The following is a 7,744-nucleotide window of genomic DNA, read 5'->3' on the forward strand; positions in this document are numbered from 1 at the left end:
CTTCTAGCCCCCGATGACTACGAAGCACTCACATCAGCTACACTGACCCAAGCAGCATAGCTAACCCCCGACGTGTCTACTTTCCGGGGGTCAGGCCCCTCACCACACCGCTACCATTTCAGTCTTCTGAACACACCGGTACCAAAAACTCGCATCTGACAGTAGATTTACTACAGAATTGAATGCTATTTGTTGTCGTAGTCTTGGTCACCGGAGGCACCGTACATGGTGGTCTTCAGAATTGGCCCCAGAGTGAGGATAGAGGTGCCAAACCCTGATACGACAAGGGCCGCAGCTGGGCCGATGGCACTTACAACAGGTGCCCCGATGATGTATCCAATAAGCATTGCGGAGCTGTTAATTGAACCCATCGTAGAAAGGGCTTTGGGTTTCACTTCATCAGGTACGGATCCGACAACGATTATGCGTAGTGCGGCCACCTGAGCAGCATTGCAGACTCCGCCCAGGAGGAAACATGGGATGCAGAGCCACAATGAGGGAAATAGTCCAGGTAAAGCTATGAAACACCCCATAGCGAATCCTGCCCCGGCCAGGACTTTCCCAGCGTTCTGTGAGTGAAGGCGAGCTGAAAGCCGTGCGCCAAAGATGCGGCCCACGATAAATGCTTGGGCAATGATGGCATATAACGTACCGCTGACGTGGAGGGTCTGTGTCGCATAGAAGACAAGCGAAACGTTGAAAATCGAGGTGCAGATAATTGCTCCCCAAATGCTGGTTAACGCGGACCGAGCGCTTCTATTCTTCAGCAAAAGGGAAGGTGCTTCGAGGACCTTCTGGAGAAAACTCGGTGAAGAATCTTTGGTTTCTGAATGAAGCAGTGTTTTCGGGGGCGAGGATTTATAAAGGAAATAAAAAGCAAGTAGCGAGACTCCAACGGCGCAAGCTTCAACGAAGAGCGCTGTCTGCAGGTTTCTTTGGTCCAGTAGTAATCCACCTAGAGGTGGTCCAAGGAATCCACTGCCAAGTCGGGCTGTGTCCAAGAGGGAGAAGGCTTTCGCCTGCTGTCCTTCGCCGACCTGAGAGTCAGCGATGGTGAAAATGGATGGAATTGACAGTCCGCTTAAGCATGCGGTGACGAGATTTCCGACAATGAGGATCAATGGCTCTGGATAGGCTGCCATTGATAACAGGCCCAGAAGATCTAAGAAGAGTGCAGCAAGCGCAATGTGATAGCTGTTGAATTTGTTGAAGAGTGGGGCCAGAAAGGGGACTGCAAAAACTTGAGCGCAAGTACCCGAGATGAAGATGCTTGCCACCAACAGTTCGCCTTTGTTGAGTTCGGCGAAGTGGAGTGAAATCGAGAGGCTGGTCATTGACCCGCACACTGACAATAAAAAATATGTGGCGGTCAAGGTGTAGATAGATGAAAGTCCTTCGTCACCACTGTTTCTAGGGGGATGCATTTAGGCTGCAACTGTTTCGTTGCCCTGGCCGCTGAACGGACCTGAACCTCCTACTGTGACTACTTCGGAAAGCGTTTCGGAGGTAAGCATTATTTCTCCCATATGTGATGACGATTACATACAACAAGGTAATGATGTGAGTCTCTCATTTCAAGGGCGTAGCGGAGGCAGCTCTTGCACTGTGTACAGGAAAAAGTAGTGCTAGCGCTAGTGACCTTCGCTCTCGTGCGAAACACAATACAGAGCATGAAAAAGCTTGTGGTTGGCATGATTGCCGTGGTGGCCGTGATTGTGGTGGCGTTTGTAGGGTTTGTGGGATTCATGCAGTGGGTGGACGCAGACAGCGTGACCGGTGATGACGGCGTGGCTGCCGGATATAGCGCTGAGACAGGTGGCCCGCTGGAAGCGTCGTTTGCGGGCGAGGGGCCGCACGAGGTCGACGTGCGGCGTGATGGCGACGTGACCATCGCGGCACCGACAGGCGCGGGACCGTTTCCGGCGGCGGTCATGGCTAATGGCACGAACACGCCGCTGAGCAGCTACCTGCCCGTGGCGGAGCACCTGGCTAGTTGGGGCTTCGTGGTTGTCGGCGATGAGACTCCCCACACAGGTACAGGAGAGAATGTCGTGCACTTGATTGAGCGCTTGCCGGAACTGGATTCTCGTGCGGACCGATCACGAGTCGGCATTTTTGGCCACTCACAGGGTGGTGCGGGTGCCATCAACGCTGCGGCCCACACGGAGGTAGCAGCTGTGTATGCGGCGAGCCCGGCCTCCCACAAAGTGGCACAGTCCAATGACTGGGACTACAACACGGCTGACGTAGAGGAACCGCTATTCCTGATGACGAGCGATGGCCGTTCGGACCGCTGGCTTGTTAGTCCGTGGTCAGACTTGCAGGAGAACTTTGAATCAGCTGGTGGTCCGGCAATCATTGCCCGCCGCCTGGGCGCGGACCACAAGGACGTTCTAGAGTTCGGGGACAGTTACGCCACCGCGTGGTTCCGCTACATTCTTGCTGATGATCCTGATGCGAGAGATGTGTTCGTTGGCACCTCACCAGCGGGCGCCGGTGAGCTAGCGAGCAACGCGCTTTGGGACCGAGTGGTCACCCGTGGCTGGTAGCTCGCCGGGCCTTTCGACATTCCGCGCGGTGCACCTAACGCGCTAAAAGCCATCTGCGCTCACACACCCCCTTCGGAGGAAGTGTGGTTCACAAAAATTGGTAGCCCTGATAAATTTCAAGTGAATTGTCAACCGGGCTGCGCCACGTCAGCCCGTACAAGCGGGACCGAATGAACCATGCAGACAAAGGAGAAAGGCCACGTCGAGGGCCTCTATATTGATGAAAACTTCGAGCTGCGCGCTGGGGCCGTCACGTTCGGGGAGAGTATTGAGGGCATAGTGCTTGGCGACGTCCCCCAAGCCGAGACCGCCTGGCGCGCCGGGGACCCGGATGCGTTGCTGTGGGTGCCCGGCTTCGTGGACCTGCACAACCACGGTGGCAACGGCGGGGGATTCCCCAACGGCGACTACGAGCAGTGCCTAGCCGCCGCCCGCTTCCACCGCGCGCACGGCACAACGACGCTGCTGGCCAGCTTGGTCTCCGGCACGCAAGAAGAGCTGTGCTCCCGAGCCGAGCTTTTGGCGCAGCTAGCTGAGGAAGACGAGATCGCCGGAATCCACATGGAGGGCCCCTTCATCGCGGCGGCCAAGTGCGGCGCACAGGACCCATCGCGCATCGTGCCCGGTGACCCGGACTTCTTCCGTGCAGTCATCGCCGCGGCCCGCGGCCACCTGCGTTCGATTACCTTCGCGCCGGAAACGGAGAACGTCGACAAGCTGCTCGAAGTCTGCGCGGAGCATGGCATCATCGCCAGCCTGGGCCACACCGAGGCCGATTACGACACCACGCTGAGCGTTATCGCCAAGGCTAAGGAGCTCGGCCTGACCGTGACCGGAACGCACCTCTTTAATGGCATGCCATCTATTCACCACCGCGCGCCGGGCCCGGTAGCGGCCTTGCTCACCGCAGCGAAGGCGGGGGATGTGTCCGTCGAGCTCATCGCAGATGGTGTGCATCTTGTCGACGGCGCCGTGGACATGGCTCACAGTCACCGCGCCTTCGCCATCACTGATGCCATGGCGGCGGCCGGCATGGCCGATGGTGACTATGAGCTGGGTTCGCTGCCTGTCACCGTGAGCGGGGGAGTCGCGCGCGTGCCCAGCGGCGCCATCGCGGGCGGCACCTCTACTTTGTCCCAGCAATTCGCCAGCTTCGCCGAGCGCCACGGTCTGGGCGAGGCAGTGCGTTTTACCTCCACCACGGCAGCCGACGTGTTGGGGGAGACGAATCTAGGCCGCATCGCGGTTGGCGCGCGCGCCAACCTGGTTGGCCTTAACTCTCACTACCAACCGGTGCGCGTCATCGTCGACGGCGCGGACATCTCACTCTCTTAAACACACAGGAAGGCATCTCATGGAAATCCTCATCCGCTCCACGCCGGCCGAAGTGGCCGTGGAGGCCGCTGACATCTTCGCGCACTACGCCAACGCCGGCGCCACCTTGGGCCTGGCCACAGGCTCGACCCCGGTAGCAATGTACAAGGAGCTCATTACGCGCCATGAGCGCGGCGAGGTGAGCTTTGCCCGCAGCCGCGCATTCCTGCTCGATGAATACATCGGGCTGGAGCGTACCCACGAGCAGTCCTACTATTCCACCATCCGCCGCGAATTCACCAGCCACGTGGATTTCGATGATGACCTGGTAAAAAGCCCCGCTGGTGACTCCGATGACCCCGCCACCGCCGCGGCCACCTATGACAAGGCCATCCGTGATGCCGGCGGCGTGGACATCCAGCTGCTGGGCATCGGGGCCAACGGGCACGTCGGCTTCAACGAGCCGTCGAGCTCCCTGCAATCACGCACCCGCATCAAGACGCTGCACCCGCAAACCGTGCAGGACAATGCCCGCTTCTTTGACAACGAAGACGAGGTCCCGCGCCACGTGCTGACCCAAGGATTGGGCACCATCAGTGAGGCCCGTCACCTGCTCTTGTTGGCCACTGGCAGCAACAAGGCCAGCGCGGTCCACGCCATGGTGGAAGGCCCGCTCTCCGCGCACTGCCCCGCGTCGATCCTGCAGTGGCACCAGCGTGCCACGGTGATCCTCGATGAAGCCGCCGCCTCCCAGCTGGAGGACCGCGAGTACTACGTTTTCGCGGACAAGCACCGTCCGCACCGCCCACTCTTTTCCTAAAAACTCCATCTAATTCCTTACTAGTGTGAAAGGACTCCTCGCATGAAAATCGATGTCATGGGGCCGCTGCAGCGGCTCGGAAAAGCCCTCATGGGCGCTGTGGCGGTGCTGCCCGTCGCGGCGATCCTCAGTGGTGTTGGCTACTGGATCTCCAGCGCGGCTGGCCCGGATAACCTCGCCGCCCAGCTGCTGATCAGCTCCGGCGACGCGGTCCTGGCCAACCTGGGCTGGATCTTCGCCATCGCCATTGCCTTCGGCCTGGCCAAGGATTCCAACGGTGCCGCGGCACTCTCTGGCTTCCTGGCCTTCGCCACGTTTATGAAACTGCTCGGCCCCGAGGCCGTGGCAGGCTACCGCGGCATCGAAGACCCCACCGCGCTGACCGGCGATGAAGCCCTGGAATGGGCCTCGGAAGGCTGGAACGCCGTGGGTGGCGGCAACGTCCTCTTCGGCATCCTCGCCGGCGTCATGGCGGCCTGGGTATATAACCGCTTCCACGGCACCAAGCTGCCGGACTTTTTGGCCTTCTTCTCAGGCCGGCGCCTCGTGCCGATTCTTACCGCCGTCATCGCCATAGTGATTTCCGGCATCCTCTACTTCGTGTGGCCGTTTATCTACAACGCGCTCTTTAACTTCGGTACCTCCATCCAGGGCCTGGGCGCGGCGGGGGCCGGCATCTACGGCGTGGCCAACCGCCTGCTCATCCCGACCGGCCTGCACCACGCGCTGAACTCCGTCTTCTGGTTCGATGTCATTGGTATCAATGACATCGGCAACTTCCAGGCCGGCCAGAAGACCATCGAGGCAGCCGCGGCCGCCACTTCCGCCGCCGATTGCCCGGGCATTTGGGCCAACGGCCAGTGCACGGTCGAGGGCGTCGTCGGCCGCTACCAGGCGGGCTTCTTCCCGGTCATGATGTTCGGCCTGCCGGGCGCGGCACTGGCCATGTACCTGCGCGCGGATAAGAACAAGCGCAAGGTTGTCGGTTCCCTCATGGCCGCCGGCGCTTTGGCTTCCTTCTTCACCGGCGTGACCGAGCCGTTGGAGTTCTCCTTCATGTTCGTCGCCCCGCTGCTCTACGTGGTGCATGCGCTGCTCATGGGCCTGTCCGTCTTCATCGCTTCCACCATGGAGTGGACCGCCGGCTTCGGTTTCTCCGCCGGTTTCGTGGACATGTTGCTCTCCTCGCAGAACCCGCTGGCTAACAAGTGGTACATGCTGCTGGTCATGGGCGTGGGCTTCTTCGCCCTGTACTTCGTCATCTTCTACTTCCTCATCGGCTGGCTCAACCTCAAGACCCCGGGCCGCGGTGAGGATGATGCGGTAGCAGACCCCATGGAGGATTCCGCTACCGGCGATGACAAGACTGCTCGTGATGCCGCGCGCATCATCGAGGGCCTCGGCGGCAAGGACAACATTGACTCACTGGACTACTGCACCACGCGCCTGCGCGTGGGCGTAAAGGAGCGCGCGCTTGTCGATGACTCCGTGATCAAACGCGCCGCAGTCTCCGGCGTCATCCACCCCTCGGAGAAGAGCGTCCAGGTCATCGTAGGCCCGGCCGTGCAATTCATGTATGACGAGGTCAGCCACCAGCTGCGCCACGGTTCTCCGGTCCTGGCCACGGCGGGTGCTGCGAGCGCCGCAGGTGCTGGAGCCAGCGCCGCTTCCGCTCAGCGCGTCAGCGGTAATACCGCTGGTGGTGATGCCGCTGACGTGGACGTGCGTGCCCCGTTCGCCGGAGACGTCGTCGCGCTCTCCCAGGTCCCGGATGCGTCCTTTGCGCAGGGCATGGTGGGCGAAGGCTTCGCGGTGATGCCCGATGCCGTCGATGCCTTCGACGTCTGCGCCCCGGTCGACGGCACCATCACCATGGTCTTCAAGACCCGCCACGCCTTCGGCATGAAGACCGCGGATGGGCTGGACCTGCTCATTCACATCGGCATCGACACCGTGGAGCTCAAGGGCGAAGGCTTCACGGCCCTGGCCAAGAAGGGCGATACAGTCACCGCCGGCACACCGATCATCGCGGTGGAGGCGCAGAAGCTGCGCGAGCGCGGCGTCAACCTCATCACCCCGGTGGTGTGCCCGACGGCCAAGCAGGTCGCCGGAGTCGACATCGCTCGCGAGGGCCATGCCCAGCCAGGCGAGGTTGCTGCAACCGTCAAGCGCAGCAGCTAATCTGCCCCCGGCCCATCGCAGGGGCCGGCGGGACTAAAGCCCAGACACCAAAACTGCCCTAGTTGCCAAAACCTTCGCTCCACATCGCAGGCGAGTTGACAAGCTTTATCTTTTTGGAAAGCATTACAATGCGTATATTTTTTGCTTTAGATACTTTTTTCGTGGCCGATCAGTGTGTTTTGGAATCGGCATATAAAACGTATTCGCAAGTAGTGCGTAAAGCAGCGCTCCTGCCTGGAGTCGACGTACTTTTTATTTGCTCCGAACCAGTTGAAGTGGATTCCGAAGAGATGAAAAAAGATCTCATTACTCAGTTCAGGGTTGAAAGGCCCAACGAGGATTTTGAGAGTTTACGGTTATACCTTTGCGAGGCAATCGTTTCTGCTGAACAAGAGCTTTTTACAAAGGCCGAGGCCCCTTTAGCGTCATTTTTTCTAATGGATGAGGAATATGCAAAGGCTGATGTTTTCCCTAGTAGTGTTGGAGTAAGGGAGCTTATTTCTTCGCCGGTTTCTACAGGTAAATAGAGTGAGGCGCTCCACTTATGCGGAGCGCCGGGTAATAAATAAGGAAAGGGCTGGCTAGGGAAATTGCGAGAAATCGTTGATATTGAATCTTTCTCGATAAGTTTCCTTTTCGTCGCCGATGATGTGATTAAAAGCTGCCTCCTCTAAATCCTCCTCCCCCCTCCCGGAAAGTATCAGAAGGATGTTGGCCGACCCCTCTGCAATGGCGCTTGTAATGCCCTTTGGGAACGTATTTATTAGCATCTTTCTTGGTGTCATTCAATGTTGACGCATTGCCATATACGTGACCGACTATATCTCCCCCTAGTCCAATTTTGATGGCCCTTCCGGTTTTAGAGTGCGTTGATTTTGTC

General features: G+C 59.1%; 6 protein-coding genes and 1 pseudogene. 5 read left to right on the plus strand and 2 right to left on the minus strand.

The window, feature by feature from the left end; genetic code table 11:
- Positions 1-185: 185 nt before the first annotated feature.
- Complete coding sequence (locus HMPREF2760_RS01070; protein ID WP_046647863.1) at positions 186-1,424, minus strand: MFS transporter; 1,239 nt, start codon at positions 1,422-1,424, stop codon at positions 186-188.
- Positions 1,425-1,670: 246 nt separating this feature from the next.
- Here HMPREF2760_RS01070 and HMPREF2760_RS01075 point away from each other — a divergent pair, with 246 nt between their 5' ends.
- The 5 genes from HMPREF2760_RS01075 to HMPREF2760_RS01095 all read left to right on the plus strand — a co-directional run bounded on the left by HMPREF2760_RS01075 (position 1,671) and on the right by HMPREF2760_RS01095 (position 7,391).
- Positions 1,671-2,549 carry an alpha/beta hydrolase family protein gene (locus HMPREF2760_RS01075; protein ID WP_046647862.1) on the plus strand — a complete coding sequence of 293 codons (879 nt, stop codon included), beginning with the start codon at positions 1,671-1,673 and terminating at the stop codon, positions 2,547-2,549.
- A gap of 177 nt (positions 2,550-2,726) precedes the next feature.
- On the plus strand, positions 2,727-3,884 hold the full coding sequence (locus HMPREF2760_RS01080; protein ID WP_070596387.1) for an N-acetylglucosamine-6-phosphate deacetylase: 1,158 nt from the start codon (positions 2,727-2,729) through the stop codon (positions 3,882-3,884).
- 19 nt (positions 3,885-3,903) lie between these two features.
- Entirely contained in the window at positions 3,904-4,683 is a 780-nt protein-coding gene (gene nagB, locus HMPREF2760_RS01085; protein WP_046647861.1) for a glucosamine-6-phosphate deaminase, read from the plus strand.
- A 42-nt stretch (positions 4,684-4,725) separates the two neighbouring features.
- Positions 4,726-6,864, plus strand: a complete 2,139-nt coding sequence (nagE, locus tag HMPREF2760_RS01090) for an N-acetylglucosamine-specific PTS transporter subunit IIBC (protein ID WP_070596388.1) — start codon at positions 4,726-4,728, stop codon at positions 6,862-6,864.
- Between the two features lie 62 nt (positions 6,865-6,926).
- On the plus strand, positions 6,927-7,391 hold the full coding sequence (locus HMPREF2760_RS01095) for a hypothetical protein (protein WP_141752603.1): 465 nt from the start codon (positions 6,927-6,929) through the stop codon (positions 7,389-7,391).
- Between the two features lie 127 nt (positions 7,392-7,518).
- On the opposite strand, the pseudogene HMPREF2760_RS12925 reads toward HMPREF2760_RS01095, so the two are convergent.
- A pseudogene (locus tag HMPREF2760_RS12925) lies at positions 7,519-7,744 on the minus strand (hypothetical protein); the annotation flags it as partial.

It is taken from the genome of Corynebacterium sp. HMSC065D07 (genome assembly GCF_001810695.1).
Taxonomy (GTDB): Bacteria; Actinomycetota; Actinomycetes; order Mycobacteriales; family Mycobacteriaceae; genus Corynebacterium; species Corynebacterium hesseae.

Excerpts from the sequence above, each read along its gene's own strand:
- HMPREF2760_RS01070 (WP_046647863.1), bottom strand. The coding sequence starts at position 1,424 with ATGCATCCCCCTAGAAACAGTGGTGACGAAGGACTTTCATCTATCTAC.
- HMPREF2760_RS01075 (WP_046647862.1), top strand. The coding sequence starts at position 1,671 with ATGAAAAAGCTTGTGGTTGGCATGATTGCCGTGGTGGCCGTGATTGTG.
- HMPREF2760_RS01080 (WP_070596387.1), top strand. The coding sequence starts at position 2,727 with ATGCAGACAAAGGAGAAAGGCCACGTCGAGGGCCTCTATATTGATGAA.
- nagB (WP_046647861.1), top strand. The coding sequence starts at position 3,904 with ATGGAAATCCTCATCCGCTCCACGCCGGCCGAAGTGGCCGTGGAGGCC.
- nagE (WP_070596388.1), top strand. The coding sequence starts at position 4,726 with ATGAAAATCGATGTCATGGGGCCGCTGCAGCGGCTCGGAAAAGCCCTC.